We start from the raw sequence: 18,019 nt of genomic DNA on the forward strand, positions 1-18,019 counted from the left end.
TCGTCAGCCGCGCGCGTACTCCCGCAGCGGCGGCTCGGCCGCCACCCGCGGCTCGGTCGCGATGCTGGTCGCGACCTGCCCCAGAAGCCGCGCCTCGTTCGCCGGGAGCTGCGTCCGGTCGACGGCGGGCATGACGTCGGCCGGGCAGACGGCGCGGTCGATCCGGCCCGCGTCGGCGGGGCCGTCGTGGTCCAGCGCGTCGGCGACGCCGGTCAGGCAGGCCGCGGTCACTGCCGGCGCGAGCAGGGTGGACCTCGTCGTCCGTGCCATGTCTTCCCCCGTTGTCGATCTTCTCGATCGGTGGAAGAGGGCGTCGGCCTGCGGTGACGCTTTCTCGTCGGTCCGACGACGACCGGGCGCCGGGGTCACGCCAGGTGCTTCCCGGAGATCGCGCGGGCGATGACGAGCTGCTGGATCTGCTCGGTGCCCTCGAAGATGTCGTAGATCTTCGAGTCGCGGTGCATCCGCTCCACCGGGTGCTCGCGCGAGTAGCCCGCACCGCCGAGGATCTGGATGGCGCGCTCGGTGGTCCACACCGCGACGCGGCCGGCCTTCAACTTGGACATCGACCCCTCGCCCGCGGTGAACGGGACGTTGTTGCGGCCCATCCACGCGGCCCGGTGCACGAGCAGCCGGGCGGCGTCGATCTCGGTCTTCATGTCCGCGAGCATGAACGAGATCGACTGGTTCTCGATGATCGGACGGCCGAAGGCGACGCGGTCCTTGGCGTACTCCAGCGCGTACTCGTAGGCGGCGCGGGCGATGCCGATCGCCTGCGAGCCGACCGTCGGACGGGACAGCTCGAAGGTCTGCATCGCGGCCGAACCCGTCGACCTCTCCCCCGACCGGGCGCGGGCGAGCCGCTCGTCGAGCTTCTCCTTGCCGCCGAGCAGACAGGAGCCGGGGAGCTTCACGTCGTCGAGGAAGACGTCCGCGGTGTGCGACGCGCGCAGACCCATTTTCTTGATCTTGCGGGTGGACTCCAGGCCGGGGGTGTTCGGCGGGACGACGAACGCGGCCTGCCCCTTGCTCCCCAGGTCTGCGTCGACGACGGCCTGCACCACGTGGATGTTCGCGATGCCCCCGTTGGTGGCCCAGGCCTTCTGACCGGTCAGGGTCCACTCGTCCTTCGCCTCGTCGTAGACGGCGCGGGTGCGCATCGCCGAGACGTCCGAGCCTGCCTCGGGCTCGGACGAGCAGAACGCTCCGACCTGCGGCTCGGAGGCGTCGCCGTAGCACTGCGGGATGAACTCGACCATCTGCTCGGGCGTGCCGGAGGCGAAGATGCCGGCCACCGCCAGGGTGGTGCCGAAGATCGCCATGCCGATGCCGCCGTCGCCCCAGAAGAGCTCCTCGTTGACCAGCGGCATGGACAGCCCGGTCTCGTCACCCCAGAAGGAGGCGAGGGTCTCGAAGTTGTAGAGCTCGATCTTCGCGGCCTCCTGCAGGATCGGCCACGGGGTCTCCTCGCGCTCGTCCCACTCGGCGGCGGCCGGGCGTACGACGTCGGCGGCGAAGCCGTGCACCCACTCCTGCAGCTCGCGGTGCTCCTCGGACAGTTCGAAGGAAGTCATCTCAGCTCTCCGCTGGTCGGTCGCGGTTCTCGTCAGGCGGACGGGATCTGGAACATCTTCTGCAGGGCGGTCGCGAAGCCGACGTCGCCGGAGACCTTGAGCTTGCGCGTCATGAACAGGGTCACCGGGTTGGCGTTGTTCGTGGCGACCTTGAGGAACTCGGTGCCCGGCATGGTCAGCGCGGTCCGGGCCTCCTCGTCGGTGCCCTCGGTGACGGTGCAGGTCCCGTTCTGCAGCACGGTCTGGAAGCTGTCGGTCGTCGAGCCGTCCTTGATGTGCCAGTGCACGACCTGCCGGTTCCCGGAGGCCCCCTTCGACGAGTAGAACTCGCTCATCCGGCCGAAGATCGCCTCCAGCACCGGCCGGCGGACCTCGGAGGACATCACGGTCGCCAGCTGCTGCTTCGACGCGGTCTTGACCAGGCGGGCGAACAGCGACGGGTCGACGTCCTTCGCGTTCCCGTCACGCAGGGCCGTGCCGAGGGTGGAGATCAGCTGCTCGTCGGACAGGGACTTCGGGTCGACGCTGCGACCCAGCTCGTTGATGTCGACCGTGTCGGCCATCGCTCGCTCCACCTCGCCGTGGTTCACACAAGTGTCCGGTACTCGCCGTACCGGCTCGGACGGAGCGTACTTTACGCAGCAGTAGCTAAGCTGTCGAGATGGCACCCCCACCCCGCCGCAGGCTCCCTCCCGCGCAGCGCGAGAAGCAGGTCCTCGACGCGGCGGTGCGGGTGTTCTCCCGGGACGGGTTCCACGACGCGTCGATGGACACCGTCGCCGACGAGGCGGGGCTGTCGAAGCCGATGGTCTACACGCACGGCGGGGGTTCGAAGGAGGAGCTGCTGCGGCGGTGCATCCGCCGCGAGTCCGACCGGCTGCTGGAGTCGGTCTCCGGCGCCGCCGCCGGGGCACCGGCCGACGCCGAGGTGCGCCTGCACCGCGGCCTCCGGGCGTTCTTCGCCAGCGTGACCACCCACCGCGACGGCTGGTCGGTGCTCTACCGCCAGGCCCGCACCGGGGCACTCGCGGACGAGGTGCACGCGGCGCGCACCCGCATCGTCGACCGGGTGGCACAGCTGCTGGCCGCCGAGCTGGTCGTCCCCGAGGGGGTCGACCCGGCGACGGTCACCACGCCGATCGCGGCGGCGCTGGCGGGTGCGGCCGAGGGGCTGGCCGACTGGGCCGGCGACGGCGGGGACCCCGACGACCTCGCTTCGACGCTGATGACCCTGGTCTGGCCGGGACTGGAACGCCTGCGCGGGTGATCCGGGCCCGTCCTGCGGGGCCGGGGCGTGACCGGCGTCAGCCGGAACGGTGATCCGTTCCGGCGCCGGTAACGCATTCCCGCGCGGGTCTGATGGAACGGGCAGCCGGACCACCCGTACAGGAGGAGCTCATGTCCACCACGCGACCGAAGTGGGCCACGACCGTCCTCCCGACGGTGCTGGAACGGGACGGCACCCGCAGGGTGCACGACCCCCTCGTCCTCGACGGGCCGGGCCGCAAGCTGAACACCTCCGGCGGCGTCGACCTCCCCGGTTCCGGCGCCGGGGCCGTCGCGCTGCTCCTGGTGATCGTGACGGCGGCCGTCCTCGTACCGCTGTTGCTGGCCACCGGGGTGCTGTCGGCGGTGCTCTGGGGCGCGGGCGCCGCCGCGGTGGCGGTGGTCGCCGGCTCGCTGATCTACACGTCGGTGTTCCCGGACCCCGTCGCCCGGTACCGGAAGGAGCGCGGCGGCGACCCGTTCCTGGACGTCGGGGACGGCACGGACCAGACCCGCCTGTGCAACCTCGCGACGGCCGTCGCCACCTCGTCCGCCTGGCAGCAGGCCCGTGTCGATCCGGACCGGCTGTTGCCGGCGACCCTCTGGAACGCCGTGAAGCTGGCCGAGCACGTCGGGAACCAGTCCGCCGACCTCGCGCGCGACCGCGCGGCGGGTCGCGCAGAGCACGTCCTGGCCCCGACCGTCGACGACCTGGCGGCGGCCACCGGCGAGCTGGCACGGGTGGAGACGAACCTGCGCACGCTCGGTGCGCTCGCCCGGGACCTCGACGGGCGTGCCGCGGCTCCCGAACGGGCGGCGATGACCATGACCTCGGCTCCGGTCGCAGAGCTCGGGCTCGCGGCCGCGGCCTCCGAGGCGATGCTCGACCACGCCCGGACGGTGCACCGGCTGCAGTGAGCCGGACGCCCCGCCCGGCCGCCCTCAGCTCTCCGTGGCCGGACGCGTCACGAGCCGCCGGGTGCGGTCCGGCAGCCGGTCGACGATGCGGCCGATCCGCTCGGTGGTGCCCTGCAGCGGCGCGAGCGCGTCCGCCAGCACCCCGATCTGCCGGTCGAGCGCGTCGATCCGGGCCGCGACGGACCGCAGATCCGGGGCGACGGCGGTCAGCTGGCTCGCGGCCTGCGCGAGGTTGACGTCCAGCGCGGCCAGCCGCGGGGTCCCCTCCGCGTCGGCGTCCGCGACGGCCGCGGCGATCCGCCGGACGGCGCCCTGGTCGCCGGTGGCGGCGGCCAGCGTCGCAAGGTCCTCACGCACGGTGGCGAGCATCCGCAGCGGCTCCACCGCGCCCGCGAGGGCGGCGAGGTCGCCGGGGGTGCGGGCCAGCTCCTGCAGCGGTCCGACCGCCTCGGCGAGCCGTGCGAGGTCGGCCCGGGTCGCGGCCAGCTCGTGCACCGCGGGGACGGCGCCGGTCAGGCTCTCCAGGTGCTCGCGGGCCGAGGCCAGCTCCCGCAGCGGCTCGACGGCGCCGGCGAGCTGCGCCAGGTCGGCGCGGGTGGCGGCGAGCTCCTGGAGCGGGGCGACGGCGTCGGCGAGGCGCTGCAGCGAGGTGACCGCCCCCGCCAGCGCGGCCAGGTCGCCCGCGGCGGGGGCCAGCTCGCGCAGCGGCGCCGCGGCACCGGCCAGCTCGTGCAGGTCGTCCCGGACCGCGGCCAGCTCGGCCAAGGGACCGACGGCCGCGCCGAGCTCCCGCAGCGCCTCCACCGCGCCCGCCAGCTCCGACAGCGGACCCACGGCGGTGCTGAGCTCGCGCAGCGGCTCGACCGCCGTGCCCAGCTCGGTCAGCGGACCGACGGCGGTGGCGAGCTCCCGCAGCGCCTCGACCGCGCCGGCGAGTTCCGACAACGGACCGACGGCCGCGGCCAGCTCCCGCAGCGCCTCGACGGCCCCCGCCAGCTCCTGCAGCGAGGCCACCGCCCCGCCCAGCTCCCGCAGCGGCCCGACCGCGGCGGCGAGCTCGTGCAGGTCGCCCCGCACCGCGGCCAGCTCCCGCAGGTCCTCCCGCATCCCCGCCAGCTCGTGCAGGTCCCCGCGCACCGCAGCCAGCTCGTGCAGGTCCTCCCGGACCCCGGCCAGCTCGTGCAGGTCCTCGCGCACACCGGCCAGCTGGTGCAGGTCCTCGCGCAGCCCGGCGAGCTGGTGCAGGTCGTCGCGGGCACCGGCCAGCTCGCGCAGTGGTCCGGCGGCCCCGGCCAGCTCGACCACGGCCGCGGTCAGCCGGTCGATCCGCTCGACGGTCACCGGGTCGTCCCACAGCGTCACGACCCGGCCGAGCACGTCGTCGAGCACGGGGGCGAGGCCGGTCAGGGCGGCGTCGACGCCGGCGATGCGCCGCGGCAGCGCGGCGACGTCGGCCGCGACCGACGGCATCGCCTCGACCGCGCGGGGGGCCTCGGCCAGCCAGCCGGGCAGCCGGCGGCCGATCTCCACGGCCGCGCCGACCGTGCCGAGCGCGGCGCCGATCAGGGTCCCGGTGACGCCCGCGGGCGACCAGGAGCTCGGGAGGGGCTGCTTCGCCATCGGTCTCCTCCGGGGCTCACGGGAACGTGCTCGGTCAGCTTCGCAGATCCGGCGGCCCGGTGTACCGCTCGGTAGCTCCCTCAGTACGACGCGTCGTCCACCCGGGCCGCCGCGTCGCCGCCGGCGTCGCGGGCCGCGGCGTCGTCGAGGATCGTGGCCGTACCGCTGGTGCCGAAGCGGGTGACACCCGCGGCGTGGAAGGCCAGCACGGTGTCGAGGTCCCGGACCCCGCCGGAGGCCTTGACCTGGACCTGCGGTCCGACGGTGGCGCGCATGAGCGCGAGGTGCTCGGGCGTGGCGCCGCCGCCGGCGAAGCCGGTGGAGGTCTTCACGAACGCCGCGCCCGCCGACTCGGCGGCCCGGCAGCCGGCGACCACGTCGTCGTCGGACAGCAGCGCGGTCTCCAGGATCACCTTCACGACGCGGCCGTCGGCGGCCCCGACGACGGCGGCGATGTCGGCCTCGACGTCGTCGGTCAGGCCGCTCCGCAGCCGGCCGACGTTCAGCACCATGTCCAGCTCGGCGGCGCCGTCGGCGATCGCCTGCCGCGCCTCGGCGACCTTGGCCGCGGTGCTGGTCGTGCCGTGCGGGAAGCCGATCACGGTGCCGACGGCGACGCCGGTCCCCGCGAGCCGGGCGGCGGCGTGCGCGACGTCGGACGGGCGTACGCACACGCTGAAGATGCGGTAGCGGGCGGCGAGGTCGAGCTGGGCGTCGACCTCGGCGCGGGTCAGCTCGGGCTTGAGGATCGCGTGGTCGATCATCCCGGCGATCGCGGCGGCGGAGAGGGTCGTAGCGCTCACGGTGGTCCTTCGGGTCCCGGCGGGAGGATCGCCCCCGCGGGTGGTCGGCGGTCGGGTGCGAAGGCTACGCGCCCGGAGCACCGCCGATCAGCACATGCGGTGACGGCCACCCGCTGCGATGCTGACCGGACGTACCGGAGATCCCGGTGGCCGAAGGGGGTTCTCGACCATGGCGGACGACGACCGCTCCGTGCCGGATGCCGCGCAGGCCGCCGCTCCCGGGCCGACGCTGCGCTTCGAGCAGTCCAGCCACCCGGCGGGAGCCACCGTGCTGCACGCGATCGGCGCCATCGACGACGACACCTCCCCCGACCTGTGGGTCGAGATGGGCATCTGGTCCGAGGCCGGCCCCGAGCTCATCCTCGACCTGACCGGCGTGGACTTCCTGGGGACGGCGGGGCTCAACTCGCTGCTCCAGTCGCGCGACATGCTGGGCGCCGAGGGCAAACGGCTCCGGGTGTACTGCGGGTCGAGCCGGCCCGCCCGACGCGCACTCCAGGTGACCGGCGCGATGGACCTGTTCGACGTCGTCGACCGTATCCCCGAGGAGCCGGCCTCGTCGCGGAACATGCTGTTCGGCGTACCGGACCCGGACGTCCGCCTGGACGGTCAGCGCCGCTCGAACGACGGGTAGCCCGCGGCGGCCTCGTCGTCGCAGGCCCGCAGTACGCCCGCGACCCCGCCGGGCACCGAATGGGGCGCGACCGGCTCCGCCGGGCACGACAGCGCCTCGATCGTCGACAGGCCGTCGGCGTCCAGGGCGCCGATCGCCCGGTCGACCCACTCGACCTGCCCTTGCAGGCAGGCCGCGTCGTTGCCGTACCCGAGGGTCGGTGCCAGCGGCGCGAACAGGTTCGGGAAGCCGGGGTGCGCCATCCCGAACAGGCCCGGCCCGGTGCCGAGCAGCCGCCCGTCGCGGCCGACGACGTCGATCCCGGCCCGGGTCGCACCCGTGTCGAACCCGGTGGCCAGCACGATCGCGTCCAGCCCGACGACGGTCCCGTCGGCCAGCCCGACCCCCTCCGGCCGGATCCGCGTGACCGGGTTCCGGGCGACGGGGAGCACCTCGACGTCGTCGCGGTGGAAGCTCTCCAGCCACCCCTGGTCGGTCGCGACGGGCCGCAGGCCGTAGTCGTCGCCCTCCGGGACCAGCGCCGCCGCGAGGCGGTCGTCGCCCAGCCGCGCCCGCATCCGGTCCCGGACGACGGCGGCCGCCGCGGCCCGCAGTGCCGGGTCGGACGCGAGCCCGGCGAGCCGGGCCGGGTGCAGCGCCAGCGGATCCTCGTCGTGGACCGTCCCCAGACTGTGGAGTCCTCTGTGGACAGACGGGTGTCCGGTGCCGGACGGTGTGGACCGGACCGCCTCGCGCATCGCGGGCAACCGGTCGCGGTAGGCCGCGCGCTCCGGCCAGCCGAACATCGGGTTCGCCGCGGGCAGCACGAACCGCGGGGTCCGGGCCAGGACGGTGAGCCGGCCGACCCGCCCGGCCAGGGCCGGGACCAGCTGGACCGCGCTCGGCCCGCAGCCGACGACGCCGACCCGCAGCCCGTCGAGCCGGGGTCCCCCGGCCGGCCACGCTCCGGTGTGGACGACCGGCCCGGTGAAGTCCGACCGGCCGGGGACGGCGTCGGTGCGGGGCGCGGTGAACGACCCCGTGCAGCGGACCAGGAACCGCGCGGACAGCTCGTCGTCGCCGGTGCGGATCCGCCAGCGGCCGCCGTCCCAGCGGGCGGCGGTGACCGGTGTGGACAGTCGCAGGTCGCGGTGCAGGTCGAGCCGGTCGGCGACGAACCGCAGCCAGCGCAGCACCTCGTAGCCGGCCGGGAAGCGCTCGCTCCAGCCCCAGTCGCGGTACAGCTCGTCGGAGAACAGGTACTGGTAGGCGGCACCCTCGGTGTCGATGCGGGCGCCCGGGAAACGCTGGTGGTGCCACACCCCGCCGGGCTCGGGCGCGGCGTCGACGCAGGTCACCCGCAGACCGCGCCGGCGCAGCAGGTGCAGCGCGTACAGACCCGCGACCCCGGCGCCGACGACCACGACGTCGTGCTCGTCCTCCACCGGCCCAGCGTGGCCGATCCGGGACGTCGCCGGACCGACCTGTCTCAGATCGACACGTGGCGCCCGGTGGGCGAAGCTGGGTCCGTGGTGTCCGGCGGGATGCGGTAGCGGCGGTGGAGGCGGTCCTCCTCGGGGTCGGCGGTCTCGTACTGCTGCTCGTCGGCGCCGAGCTGCTGGTCCGGTCCGGCAGCAGGCTCGCCACCCGGCTGGGCCTGTCCCCGATGGTCATCGGGCTGACGGTCGTCTCGGTCGGCACGAGCCTGCCCGAGCTCGCGATCGGCATCGACGCGGCACGCTCGGGCAGCCCGGGCATCGCCACCGGCAACATCGTCGGCACCAACCTGGCGAACCTGCTGCTGGTGCTCGGTCTGGGCGCGCTGCTGCGGCCGGTCGCGTTCGACCGGCGCACGCTGCGCTTCGACCTGCCCGCGATGGTCGCCGCCGCGCTGCTGCTGTTCGTCCTGTCACGCGACGGGTCGATCGGCCCGGCCGGCGGGGTCGTGCTGCTGCTCGCCGCCGTCGGCTACGTCGTGCTGGTGCTGCGCACCTCCCCGCGCGAGGACGTCACCGCCGAGGCCGACGCCGGCGACGGGCGCGGCGGCCCGCCGGTGCAGCTGCTGGTGCTGGTGGTCTCGCTGGCGCTGGTCGTGCTCGGCGCGGAGTGGCTGGTCGACGGCGCGGTGCAGGGGGCGCTGGTGCTCGGCGTCGACGAGGCGGTGATCGGGCTGACGGTCGTCGCGCTCGGCACGTCGGCGCCCGAGCTGGTGACGATGCTGGTCGCCGTCGCACGACGGGAGACGGGGCTCGCCGTCGGTAACCTGGTCGGGTCCAGCGTCCTGAACATCGCGCTCGTGCTGGGGGCGACGGTGCTCGCCGCACCCGGCGCGACGATCGCGGTCCCGCCGGACGTCGTCGACGCCGACCTGGTGCTGCTGGTCGTCGCGACCCTGGGGGCGGGGCTGGCCATGCGGACCGGGACCCGGCTGTCACGGCCCGAGGGCGGGTTGCTGGTGCTGGGCTACGCGGCCTATCTGACCTGGTTGGTCCTCACGCGGGTGTGAGCAGGTGTCGCACACTGGGCGCATGACCGCATCCGACGACGCATGGTCCTGGCCCGACGCGACGACCGCGGCGCACGACCTCGCCGCGCACCTGGAGGACGCCGCCCGCGCCCTGCGCGACGGGCGCGCGGAGGTCCGCCGGTCCGCGACCGGCACCGCCTCCGACGGTCACCGGCAGCTGGAGGTCGACCTGACCTGGCGCGAGGACGCGTCCTAGGGGTCAGCGCGCGGCGAGCTCGGCCCACACCCGCTTGCCGCGGCCCCGGGGGTCACAGCCCCAGGCCTGCGCGACGGCGTCGATGAGCTGCAGGCCGCGCCCCCGCGCCGCCCGCAGGTCGATCGGCTGGAGCAGCGGGCCGCCCGCACCCTCGTCGTCCACCTCGATCCGCAGGGCGTCCCGGCCCCGGACCAGGGTCAGGCGGAACGCAGTACGGGCGTGGTCGACGACGTTCGCGACGAGCTCCTCGATGACCAGCATCGCGTCGGCGAGGGTGCCGGGGGCGAGGTCCCAGCCGACGAGGACGCGTTCCGCGGCACGCCGCGTCTCCCGGCCGACCCCGGCGTGCGGGACGTGCTCGGTGACGACCCGGTCGACGTCGCCGGTGCCGGGCTCCTCGACCTGCACGACGACCACCCCGGCGTCGTCGCTGAGGTGACCGCCGCAGTGCGCGAGGGCGGCGTCGGTGAGGGCGCGCGCGATCGTGTCGGCGTCGGCGCCCGGGTCGAGCGAGGCCAGCGCGCGCCGGGCGCCCTCCTCCCCCAGCTGCTCCCAGTGCCCGCGCACGTGCGCCTCGGTGATGCCGTCGGTGTAGAGCACCAGGCTGTCGCCCGCGGCGAGGGTGACGGCCTCGTCGGCCACCATCGGGGTGGTGCCGATGCCGAGGACCAGCCCGCCGCCGCCGTGGAACTCCGCGGTGCCGTCGGCCCGTCGCACGAGGGCGGGCGGGTGACCGGCCGAGGCGAGGTCGGCGTGCCAGGTGTCGGAGGGGCCGCGGCGCAGCGACGCGAGCGCGGCGGTGACGAAGCTGATGCGGCCGTCGAACCAGACGTGCAGGACGTCGTTGACGGTGCGCAGCACGGCGGCCGGGTCGTTCTCGAAGTGCGCGGCGGTGCGGGTGGCCGAGCGGGCCAGCGCGGTCGTCCGGGCGGCGCCGGCGCCCTTGCCCTGGACGTCGCCGATCACCACGGCGACGCCGTCCGGGGTGGGGACGGCGTCGTAGAAGTCGCCCATGACCTCCACGCCGGAGCCGCCGGGCAGGAAGCGGGCCGCGATGTCGACCCCGGGCAGCCGCGGGGGCTGCGCCGGCAGCAGCGACTCCTGCAGCGTCCGGGCCAGCGTCTCGATCTCGGCGGCGTCGCGGGCGGCGGCGACCGCCTGCCGCTCGGTCTCGCGCAGGGCCAGACGCAGCGCGATCTCGCCCTCGACGGCGTCGGCCAGGGTACGGATCGTCTCGCGGTGCAGCGGGGTCCAGTCACGGACGACCACGTCCATCGCGCAGAGGTTGCCCACGACCTGGCCCGCGGGGTCGCGCACCGGCACGCCGAGCCAGGCGGCCGCACCGAAGTCGGTCATCAGCGAGAGGTCGCGCAGCCGTGGGTCGGCCCGCACGTCACCGGCGCAGATCTCGCCGCCCGACTCGATGACGACCTTGCACCCGCTGTCCTCGACGGGCGCCGACCAGACGCCGTCCGGGCCGACGATCTGCGCGGGCTCGGGCGTGCCCTTGAGGAAGGTCCGGACCTCGTCGACGACGGTCAGCATGACCGCCGGGGTGCCGAGGACCACCGAGACCAGCCGGGTCAGGCGGTTGAACGCCTCGTCCGGCCCGGTGTCCAGCAGCTGGGTGGCCCGGACCGCGGCCAGCCGTGCCGGCGACGTCAGCGGCGACGGTGCCGCGACCGCAACGGGATCCGACACCAGGCTCATTCGCATGATCCTTGCACCGCTGCGCGCCGGCGTCCTGTCGGTGTGCCTCGGAGGCCTGGTGATCGTCAATTGTGACGATGCGGTTCAGCCCGCCGATCCGGAGTGGAGACGGGCGGCGCACCGGGTCAGGTGGTCCCGTTCGGCCGTGGAGGACGCCCGTGCCGCGGCCTCGGCGTAGAGACGCGCGGCCGTGGCCCGCTCCCCCGCCCGTTCGTGCAGGTGGGCGCTGACCGCGGTCCAGCGGGGCAGCGCCGGGTCGAGATCGGCGAGAGCCGCCAGCCCGGCCCGTGGCCCGTCGGCCTCTCCGACGGCGACGGCCCGGTTCAGCCGGGCGACCGGGCTGCCGGTGAGCCGGACCAGCTCGTCGTACCACTCGACGATCTGGGGCCAGTCGGTCTCCCCGGCGGCCGGCGCGTCGGCGTGCAGGGCGGCGACGGCCGCCTGGGCCTGGAACTCCCCCAGCCGGTCGCGGGCCAGCGCGGCCTGCAGCACCGCCACCCCCTCGGTGATCAGGGCGGTGTCCCAGCGGCCGCGGTCCTGCTCGGCCAGCGGCACCAGCTCGCCGGCCGGGCCGGTGCGGGCGGCGCGTCGGGCGTGGTGCAGCAGCATCAGCGCGAGCAGGCCCGCGACCTCGGGATGGTCGACCGACGCCGCGAGGCGCCGGGTCAGCCGGATCGCCTCGGCGGCGAGGTCGACGTCGCCGGAGTAGCCCTCGTTGAACACCAGGTAGAGCACCCGCAGGACGGTCGCGACGTCGCCGGGGCGGTCGAACCGCTCCCCCGCGACGGTGCGTTTGGCGCGGCTGATCCGCTGCGCCATCGTCGCCTCGGGCACCAGGTAGGCCGCGGCGATCTGCCGGGTGGTGAGCCCGCCGACCGCGCGCAGGGTGAGCGCGACCGCCGACGACGGCGACAGCGACGGGTGCGCGCACAGGAAGTACAGCTCGAGCGCGTCGTCGTGGTCCGGCGCCGGGCCGGGCGCCGGCTCGGCCTCGGCCCGTTCCTCCCGGCCACGACGCGCGGTCTCCGACCGGGTGGCGTCGAGGAAGCGGCGCCAGGCCACCGTCACGAGCCAGCCCTTCGGGTCCCGCGGCGGGTCCGCGGGCCAGGCCCGCAGGGCCTCGACGAGCGCGTCCTGCACGGCGTCCTCGGCCGCCGCGAAGTCCGCACCGCGGCGGCCGAGGATCCCCAGTACCTCCGGGACGAGGCCGCGCAGCAGCGCTGCGTCGGCGCCGGCCACCTCGCCGCTCACTCCGTGACGGTCGGCGGGGCCTCGAGGAACGGGCGCAGCTCGATCCACTCGTGGATCGGCTCCCCACCGGCGCCGGGGGCCGCCGACAGCCCACCGGTCAGCTCGACGGCCCGCTCGTAGCTGTCGACGTCGACGATCATCCAGCCGGCGATGAGGTCCTTGGTCTCCGCGAACGGACCGTCGGTGACCGGCGGGCGGCCCTCGCCGTCGTAGCGGACGAAGGTGCCCTCCGGCGCCAGCGCCTGGGCGTCGACGAACTCGCCGGTCTCCTTCAGGGACTCGGCGAAGTCCTGCATGAAGCGGATGTGCGCGGTGACCTCCTCGGGAGCCCAGCGGTCCATCGGGACGTCGTTCTTCGGGGCCGGGGCGCCGCGGTAGTGCTTGAGCAGCAGGTACTTGGCCATGGTGGGTCTCCTCGGTGCTCGTCGCGGCCCATCCTGGCCGCGTTCACCCCGGGGACGGAACCGGACGCGCGTTCTCGACATGTCCGCTCGATTTTTCTCCTACCCGTCAGTAAGTTCCGCACATGATCAGAGCGACGTCCGTCCGCACCGTGTCCGCGACGCCCGAGACGGTGTGGTCGGTGCTGTCCGACCACGAGGGCATGTCGGCGTGGGCGCCGGGGCTGAAGGTGGCCGTGACGCGGGCCGGGACGCCGGATCCCAACGGTGTCGGCACCGTCCGCAAGGTCGGCATCGGCTCGCCCGGTCCGATCGTCGAGGAGGTCACCGCGTTCGAGCCGGGGCGACGCCTCGGGTACCGCGCGCTGGCCGGTGTGCCGCTGAAGAACTACCGCGGCGAGGTCACGCTGCGCCCGGTCGGCACCGGTACCGAGATCACCTACGCGGTCGAGGCCGACAAGCGGCTGCCGGCGGGCGAGACGCTGCTCGCGAAGGGACTGTCGAAGGTGCTGCTGTCCGGCCTGGTCCGCGGGGTCGGCGCCGGTCCGCGTTGACCGGCCCTCCTTCTCGGGTCAGGTCTCGTCCGGCCGCGGGCCGACCGGCTCGCCGTGCCGGTACCAGGCGGCGGACTGTGCCCCGATGACCGAGAGCAGCTGCAGCTTCTCGTGGGTCTCGCTGCCCGGGACCGCGGTGTAGACCAGCAGCAGGTGGGACTGATCGGGGTCGAGCAGCGTCTGGCAGTGCAGCTCCAGTGCGCCGACCTCGGGGTGGAGGAGGCGTTTGACGTCGTCGGTCCGGACGCCGACCTCGTGGGAGTCCCACAGCGCGCGGAACTCCTCGTTCTCCGGGTACAGGAGATCGGCGAGGTGGGCCGCGCGGGATCCCGGCCCACGCCGGGCCGCGACCGCCCGCAGTCCGGAGACGTAGCGCCGCGACAGGAACGCGTGGTCCTCCTGCGGGTAGAGCAGACGGACGCCGGGGTCGGTGAACCAGCGGTAGCCGATGCTCCGCGACGGGCCGGTGAACCCGGTGGTGTCGCCGGTCAACGCGACCCCCAGTGAGGTCTGGCGCAGCGTCTCCCCGAGCTCGGTGACGATCTCGGCGGGTGTGTCGACGAGGCGGTCGAGGATGCGCAGCAGGCCGGGGCCGATGTGGTCGCTGGTCGCGCCCCGGGCGGGCGGATGCTGCCCGGCGAGGCGGAACAGGTGGTCGCGCTCGTCGAGCGAGAGGTGCAGCCCCTGGGCGATCGCGGCGATCATCTGCTCCGACGGCCGCGGGCCACGCTCCCGTTCGAGGCGCGCGTAGTAGTCGGTCGACATGTGGCACAGCGCCGCGGCCTCCTCGCGGCGCAGCCCGCTGGTACGACGCCGCTGCCCCCGCGGCAGCCCCACGTCCTCCGGTTGCAGTACCTCACGGCGCCGCCGCAGGAACTGGGCCAGACCCACCCGGTCGATCATCCGTACCGCCTCTCGGTCGCCTCCGTCCGTTCCTACCGGGACACACGGCGCGGAGCCACGGACCGTCGATCCGCCCCACCCGGTCGGGGCCGCACGGTCCAGGGGTGGATCGGGAGGCCGTGGTTGCGGGCCGGCGGTGGGGCGAACGTGGTCGGCACACGGCCACCGACCCGAGGAGCCCACCGTGCCGAACGAACTCTTCCCGCTCGACCCGACCACCGCCGTGCCGCCGGGCCGCCCGGAGGAGCACCGCACCGGCGAGCCGACCCGGGTCGAGGGTGCCGCCACGCTGTCCGCGGCGATGCGGGCCAGCCTGGACCGCTCCGGCGGCGCCGTCGGGATCCTCCTCGCCGCCACGCCTGCCGTCGCCTTCGTGGCAGCCGACGCGGCGGGCGGGCTGACCTGGGCGTTCATCGCGCTCGCCGTCGCCGCGCCGGTGACGTTCGGGGTGCGCCTGGCCCGCCGGGAGTCGCTGCGGGCCGCCGTCGTCGGTCTGGCGGTCGCCGGCGTGTGCGCCGCCGCCGCCGCGTTCTCCGGCGAGGCCCGGGCGTTCTTCCTGCTCCCCACCCTGATCCCGGCCGCACTCGGCGTGCTGTTCCTCGGCTCGGTCCTCGTCCGCCGCCCGGTGACCGGGACCCTGTTCAACCGGCTGGTCGGCGGCCCCGAGGACTGGCGTGGGCACCCCCGGCTGATGCGCGTCTACACCGTCAGCACGCTGGCCGGCGTCGTGCTGCACGCGCTCAACCTCACCCTGCGCGCCGTGGCCTACCTCGCGGACCGGCCCGCCGTCCTGGCCGCGCTCGGCGTCGCCGCCGTACCGGTCTTCGCCGCACTCGCCGCGGGCACCCTCGTCGCCGCCCGGCGCGCGATCGGCCCCCGCGTCGCCACCGCCGCCTGACCACCGCCCGACCTCGACCACCGCACCCACCAGGGAGACAGCATGTCCCGCACCCGCGACATCACCATCGGCGACCTCACCGGCCGGCTCGCCGTCGTCACCGGCGCCGGCGACGGCATCGGACTCGGTATCGCCACCCGGCTCGCCGCCGCAGGAGCCGAGATCGTGCTGCCCGTCCGCAACCGGCGCAAGGGCGAGGCGGCGGTCGACGCGATCCGCACCCGCGCCCCCGGCGCGACCGTGTCCCTGCGCGAGCTCGACCTGTCGTCGCTGGGCTCCGTCGCCGCACTCGGCGTCATGCTGCGGGGCGAGGGCCGCCCGATCCACATCCTGGTCAACAACGCCGGCGTCATGACCCCGCCCCGGCGGGCGACGACCGTCGACGGCTTCGAGCTGCAGTTCGGCACCAACCACCTCGGTCACGTGGCCCTCGTCGCGCACCTGCTTCCGCTGCTGCGCGCCGGCCGGGCACGGGTGACCTCCCAGCTCAGCGTCGCCGCCCGCCGCGGCCGGATCGCCTGGGACGACCTCCAGGCGCAGGTCGGCTACGGCAACGGCATGGCCGCCTACGCCCGGTCGAAGATCGCGTTCGGGCTGTTCGCCCTCGAGCTCGACCGCCGCAGCCGCGCCGGGCGCTGGGGCATCGCCGGCAACGTGTCCCACCCCGGGATCGCCCCGACCAGCCTGCTCGCCGCGCGTGCCGAGGTCGGTCGCGAGCAGCCCGCGCGGGGACGACGGGTGATCGGCGCGCTCTCGGCCCGCGGCATCCTCGTCGGGACCGCGCAGAGCGCCGGGCTGCCCGCGCTGTACGCCGCGACCTCCCCGGACGCACACGGTGGGCGGTTCTACGGGCCCGACGGGTTCGGGGGTCTGGGCGGTGCGCCCACCGAGCTGGGCCTCTACCGGCCCCTGCGCAGCACCGACGACGCCGAGCGCATCTGGCGCGTCTCGCAGGAGCTCACCGGGGTCTCGTTCGACGGTGGGGACACCGTCGCGACCGAGGACACGGTCGTCCTGCACCGCGACGCCCGGTGAGCACGGGGGGTCGGGCCCCGGCGGCGCGCCGCCACCACTCCTCGACGCCGCGACCGACCTCGCCCTCCCACTCGTCAGCACCGTCCCGGGTGCTCGGCTCGCTGCCGGTGTGCCCGAGCGCGCATGGATCGGCCGGGAACGGGCACGACACAGGACATGAGCAACCACGAACGCCGACGGGGCCTGGACGAGGTCATCGACCCGGAGGAGGGCGCGACGCCCGACCACCGTGAGCACGCCAAGGCTCCGCACCCGCCGGACGACGAGGAGCTGGAGCGCCGCGCGCAGCGCGAGCGTGAGCAGACGGGTGCTGGCGGCCCGCTGCGCGAGGACGGCTGAGCAGGCCGGACGACGGGTGGGTCGGTCGGCTCGCGGAGTCGGTCGGCCCGTCCGCGCCACGGCCCGCGGCACCGGCATCGAGGGGCGACCTGCGCCGGAGAGTCGTGTTCCACGTGGAACAGCTGGGCACCCGGGAGAACGGCAGGTGGTGGGTGGTCGACCACCGGAACACCGCCCCGAACCCAGACACCGACGAGAGGTGCGGAGAAGTGCGAATCAGCTGGTGGAGACAAGGGGAATCGAACCCCTAACCCCCGCCTTGCAAAGGCGGTGCTCTGCCAATTGAGCTATGTCCCCTGGTGGGTCCCGATCACGGTACCCCGGGAGGCGGGGTCAGCGGGTGGTGGCCTCGTGCCACAGGTCGTCGGACCCGACGCCGCGGAAGCGGGACCAGCCGAAGTACGCAGCGCCGGCGGCCACGGCCAGCACGAACAGCTTCTTCATCGCAGGTCTCCTCGCGAGTGACTGTCGGAGGGGGAAGGTGTGGGCCTAGCTGGATTTGAACCAGCGACCTCATCGTTATCAGCGATGCGCTCTAACCAACTGAGCTATAGGCCCGTGCAACAGGAGAAACACTACCGCACGGGGTCGAGCGGGTTACGAGGGGGTCCCCCTCCGCCCGGCCCCGTGCGGGGTGCGTGACGACGCTCCGGTCAGTCCCGCTCGGAGAGCGTGACCTCGATGCCGCCGACCAGGTCGGCGGCCACGTTGTAGACGAACGCGACCACGGTGATGGCCACCGCGAACAGCAGGCTGTTCACCGCGCCGACGACGGCGGCGAGCCCGAAGACCCGTCCGACGCTGATCAGCGAGCCCCCGGTCTCCTGCTGCGAGGTGACCAGGTCGGCATAGGTGCCGTTGAGCCGGTCCCAGACGCCCATGCCGCCGAGCACGCCGTAGAGGACGCCCGCGGCGACCATCCACACCAGCCACAGCACCACGGCCAGCGCCAGGGCCATCTTCAGCACCGACCACGGGTCGAGCCGCTTGAGCTGCAGCAGCGCCTGGCGCGGGGGCCGGTTGCGGACCGACGCGCGCGGCGTGTCCGCCGGGGCCGTGCCGTTCTCGCGCTGCTCCGGGTCGCGGACGGCGGTCGTCGCGCCGGCCGCACCTGCGCCGGGGGCGGTCATGAACGCGGTCGGGGCCTCGCTCAGCAGCGAGTCCGCGACCGAGCCGCCGTCGCGGTCGTCGTGGGTGTCGGGCACCCGGCGCCACGGGGGCGGCGAGGCCGCGGCCGGGTCGGCCGCGGGCTCGGCGTCGTCGCGCGGGCCGGGGACGTGGTCGGCCGGGGCCGCCGTCGTCGACGGGTCGTGGTCGGCGTCGGTGGCGACGGTGCGGGCCTCGTCCTGCGACGGGGTGCGGTCGTCGGTGCTCACGAGTGGGAGCTCTCCTCGCTGGTCGTCGCTCGGTA

At 74.8% G+C, this 18,019-nt stretch carries 21 protein-coding genes and 2 tRNA genes; 9 read left to right on the top strand and 14 right to left on the bottom strand.

The window, feature by feature from the left end; all coding sequences use genetic code 11:
• Positions 1–3 precede the first annotated feature (3 nt).
• The 3 genes from KPF22_RS01745 to KPF22_RS01755 all read right to left on the bottom strand — a co-directional run bounded on the left by KPF22_RS01745 (position 4) and on the right by KPF22_RS01755 (position 2,137).
• On the bottom strand, positions 4–270 hold the full coding sequence (locus KPF22_RS01745) for a hypothetical protein (protein WP_224401031.1): 267 nt from the start codon (positions 268–270) through the stop codon (positions 4–6).
• 95 nt (positions 271–365) lie between these two features.
• Positions 366–1,574: an acyl-CoA dehydrogenase family protein gene (locus KPF22_RS01750; RefSeq protein WP_178376552.1), complete on the bottom strand. Its 1,209-nt coding sequence runs from the start codon at positions 1,572–1,574 to the stop codon at positions 366–368.
• Positions 1,575–1,606: 32 nt separating this feature from the next.
• A complete protein-coding gene (locus KPF22_RS01755; protein WP_224401032.1) occupies positions 1,607–2,137 on the bottom strand; it encodes an SCP2 sterol-binding domain-containing protein in 531 nt (176 codons plus the stop codon).
• Between the two features lie 98 nt (positions 2,138–2,235).
• Between KPF22_RS01755 and KPF22_RS01760 the strand changes: the two genes are divergently transcribed.
• Positions 2,236–2,841, top strand: a complete 606-nt coding sequence (locus KPF22_RS01760) for a TetR/AcrR family transcriptional regulator (protein ID WP_224401033.1) — start codon at positions 2,236–2,238, stop codon at positions 2,839–2,841.
• A gap of 131 nt (positions 2,842–2,972) precedes the next feature.
• On the top strand, positions 2,973–3,758 hold the full coding sequence (locus KPF22_RS01765; RefSeq protein ID WP_224401034.1) for a hypothetical protein: 786 nt from the start codon (positions 2,973–2,975) through the stop codon (positions 3,756–3,758).
• A 24-nt stretch (positions 3,759–3,782) separates the two neighbouring features.
• On the opposite strand, the gene KPF22_RS01770 is transcribed toward KPF22_RS01765, so the two are convergent.
• Positions 3,783–5,378 carry a hypothetical protein gene (locus KPF22_RS01770; RefSeq protein WP_208820426.1) on the bottom strand — a complete coding sequence of 532 codons (1,596 nt, stop codon included), beginning with the start codon at positions 5,376–5,378 and terminating at the stop codon, positions 3,783–3,785.
• An 80-nt stretch (positions 5,379–5,458) separates the two neighbouring features.
• Positions 5,459–6,181 (bottom strand): deoxyribose-phosphate aldolase, encoded by a 723-nt coding sequence (gene deoC / locus KPF22_RS01775; protein WP_208820427.1) that lies wholly within the window; start codon positions 6,179–6,181, stop codon positions 5,459–5,461.
• Positions 6,182–6,350: 169 nt separating this feature from the next.
• Between deoC and KPF22_RS01780 the strand changes: the two genes are divergently transcribed.
• Positions 6,351–6,815, top strand: a complete 465-nt coding sequence (locus KPF22_RS01780; RefSeq protein WP_208820428.1) for an STAS domain-containing protein — start codon at positions 6,351–6,353, stop codon at positions 6,813–6,815.
• Here KPF22_RS01780 and KPF22_RS01785 read toward each other — a convergent pair.
• Positions 6,791–8,239: an NAD(P)/FAD-dependent oxidoreductase gene (locus tag KPF22_RS01785; RefSeq protein WP_224401035.1), complete on the bottom strand. Its 1,449-nt coding sequence runs from the start codon at positions 8,237–8,239 to the stop codon at positions 6,791–6,793. The two genes, KPF22_RS01780 and KPF22_RS01785, sit on opposite strands and share 25 nt — an antisense overlap.
• 113 nt (positions 8,240–8,352) lie before the next feature.
• On the opposite strand from KPF22_RS01785, the gene KPF22_RS01790 reads away from it, so the two are divergent.
• Both KPF22_RS01790 and KPF22_RS01795 read left to right on the top strand, forming a co-directional pair.
• Complete coding sequence (locus tag KPF22_RS01790; RefSeq protein WP_224401036.1) at positions 8,353–9,300, top strand: calcium/sodium antiporter; 948 nt, start codon at positions 8,353–8,355, stop codon at positions 9,298–9,300.
• A 22-nt stretch (positions 9,301–9,322) separates the two neighbouring features.
• Complete coding sequence (locus tag KPF22_RS01795) at positions 9,323–9,517, top strand: hypothetical protein (RefSeq protein ID WP_073573721.1); 195 nt, start codon at positions 9,323–9,325, stop codon at positions 9,515–9,517.
• A 3-nt stretch (positions 9,518–9,520) separates the two neighbouring features.
• Here the strand turns inward: KPF22_RS01795 and KPF22_RS01800 are convergent, their stop codons facing one another.
• From KPF22_RS01800 to KPF22_RS01810, 3 genes are all read right to left on the bottom strand, one after another.
• On the bottom strand, positions 9,521–11,227 hold the full coding sequence (locus tag KPF22_RS01800; protein WP_224401037.1) for a SpoIIE family protein phosphatase: 1,707 nt from the start codon (positions 11,225–11,227) through the stop codon (positions 9,521–9,523).
• 84 nt (positions 11,228–11,311) lie between these two features.
• Complete coding sequence (locus KPF22_RS01805) at positions 11,312–12,478, bottom strand: RNA polymerase sigma factor (RefSeq protein WP_224401038.1); 1,167 nt, start codon at positions 12,476–12,478, stop codon at positions 11,312–11,314.
• Positions 12,475–12,882: a YciI family protein gene (locus tag KPF22_RS01810; RefSeq protein WP_224401039.1), complete on the bottom strand. Its 408-nt coding sequence runs from the start codon at positions 12,880–12,882 to the stop codon at positions 12,475–12,477. Before KPF22_RS01810 ends, KPF22_RS01805 begins: the two co-directional genes overlap by 4 nt.
• Positions 12,883–13,004: 122 nt before the next feature.
• Here KPF22_RS01810 and KPF22_RS01815 point away from each other — a divergent pair, with 122 nt between their 5' ends.
• On the top strand, positions 13,005–13,433 hold the full coding sequence (locus KPF22_RS01815) for an SRPBCC family protein (protein WP_208820438.1): 429 nt from the start codon (positions 13,005–13,007) through the stop codon (positions 13,431–13,433).
• 18 nt (positions 13,434–13,451) lie between these two features.
• Here the strand turns inward: KPF22_RS01815 and KPF22_RS01820 are convergent, their stop codons facing one another.
• On the bottom strand, positions 13,452–14,336 hold the full coding sequence (locus KPF22_RS01820; RefSeq protein WP_208820440.1) for a helix-turn-helix transcriptional regulator: 885 nt from the start codon (positions 14,334–14,336) through the stop codon (positions 13,452–13,454).
• 184 nt (positions 14,337–14,520) lie between these two features.
• Here KPF22_RS01820 and KPF22_RS01825 point away from each other — a divergent pair, with 184 nt between their 5' ends.
• The 3 genes from KPF22_RS01825 to KPF22_RS01835 all read left to right on the top strand — a co-directional run bounded on the left by KPF22_RS01825 (position 14,521) and on the right by KPF22_RS01835 (position 16,608).
• Positions 14,521–15,234: a DUF3159 domain-containing protein gene (locus tag KPF22_RS01825; protein ID WP_208820442.1), complete on the top strand. Its 714-nt coding sequence runs from the start codon at positions 14,521–14,523 to the stop codon at positions 15,232–15,234.
• 42 nt (positions 15,235–15,276) lie between these two features.
• Entirely contained in the window at positions 15,277–16,269 is a 993-nt protein-coding gene (locus tag KPF22_RS01830) for an SDR family oxidoreductase (protein ID WP_224401040.1), read from the top strand.
• A 156-nt stretch (positions 16,270–16,425) separates the two neighbouring features.
• On the top strand, positions 16,426–16,608 hold the full coding sequence (locus tag KPF22_RS01835) for a hypothetical protein (protein ID WP_062399053.1): 183 nt from the start codon (positions 16,426–16,428) through the stop codon (positions 16,606–16,608).
• Positions 16,609–16,829: 221 nt separating this feature from the next.
• Here KPF22_RS01835 and KPF22_RS01840 read toward each other — a convergent pair.
• The 4 genes from KPF22_RS01840 to KPF22_RS32900 form a co-directional block, all read right to left on the bottom strand.
• A tRNA-Ala gene (locus KPF22_RS01840) sits at positions 16,830–16,905 on the bottom strand.
• Positions 16,906–16,941: 36 nt separating this feature from the next.
• Positions 16,942–17,052 (bottom strand): DLW-39 family protein, encoded by a 111-nt coding sequence (locus KPF22_RS01845; protein ID WP_208820446.1) that lies wholly within the window; start codon positions 17,050–17,052, stop codon positions 16,942–16,944.
• A gap of 40 nt (positions 17,053–17,092) precedes the next feature.
• A tRNA-Ile gene (locus KPF22_RS01850) sits at positions 17,093–17,166 on the bottom strand.
• 95 nt (positions 17,167–17,261) lie between these two features.
• Positions 17,262–17,984 (bottom strand): DUF3566 domain-containing protein, encoded by a 723-nt coding sequence (locus KPF22_RS32900; protein ID WP_224401041.1) that lies wholly within the window; start codon positions 17,982–17,984, stop codon positions 17,262–17,264.
• Positions 17,985–18,019 lie beyond the last annotated feature (35 nt).

The organism is Pseudonocardia sp. ICBG1034, from assembly GCF_020131375.1.
Taxonomy (GTDB): Bacteria; Actinomycetota; Actinomycetes; order Mycobacteriales; family Pseudonocardiaceae; genus Pseudonocardia; species Pseudonocardia alni.